Annotated in this window: 1 protein-coding gene and 1 pseudogene; both read left to right on the forward strand. The window is 29.2% G+C overall.

Features of this window, described 5'->3' with window-relative positions:
- Positions 1 to 43: 43 nt before the first annotated feature.
- Positions 44 to 637, forward strand: a complete 594-nt coding sequence (locus tag B2G44_RS00405) for a sigma-70 family RNA polymerase sigma factor (protein ID WP_078122891.1) — start codon at positions 44 to 46, stop codon at positions 635 to 637.
- Positions 637 to 736: pseudogene (locus tag B2G44_RS02410) on the forward strand (single-stranded DNA-binding protein); the annotation flags it as partial. The gene B2G44_RS00405 and the pseudogene B2G44_RS02410, both read left to right, overlap by 1 nt.

Raw genomic sequence — 736 nt, forward strand, 5'->3', positions numbered from 1 at the left:
TGAAACTTCAGCTTTTCTAAAATATTTTTAGAAAGGGGGACTCATGAATCGAAAAACATTATTTTTACTTTTTTTAAAAGATAAAAGTAATTTTAAGTTACGCGAACAATTAATAATATTACATTTACCTTTAGTCAAAAAACTAGTTTATCAATTTAAATATTATCCGCGTTGTTTAAATCGAGCCGATTTAGAACAAGAAGAGATTAGTGGTTTAAGTAAAGCTCTCGATCATTATCAAGATTTAGGTTATGATTTTTTAGCTTATGCGAAACCCCATCTTCGGAAAGCGATTTCCGCAGCCATTCGAAAAATGACTAAATCAATTACTTTAGTTAGTTGGGTAGATCATTATCCTTTAACATCGCTATTATTAACACCGCATCAACACTGGTTAAAACAAGTTCATCAGAAACTTTTTTTAAAAAAAATGAAAAAGAAATTAAGTGCCACCGAATTCCAAATTATTCATTTAAGTTTTGGGATTCCTTTAGGCAATATCCATGAAAATTACCAAAGCTGTTATACCAACACCGAAATTGCTGAACAACTAAATTTAACTTTAAGACAAGTAACAAATATAAAAGAGAAAGCAATCAAAAAATTAAAAAAAATATATCGAAAGAGCCATAAATGATGTTAAACAAAGTTCAATTAATCGGCCGTTTGAGCCATGATTTAGAAAAACAATATCTCCCAACAACGAAAAAATCCCCAAAATTGCTTTTCAATTAGC

Origin of the sequence: Candidatus Phytoplasma citri, assembly GCF_002009625.1 — a bacterium.
In the GTDB taxonomy this organism is placed as follows: Bacteria; Bacillota_I; Bacilli_A; order Acholeplasmatales; family Acholeplasmataceae; genus Phytoplasma; species Phytoplasma citri.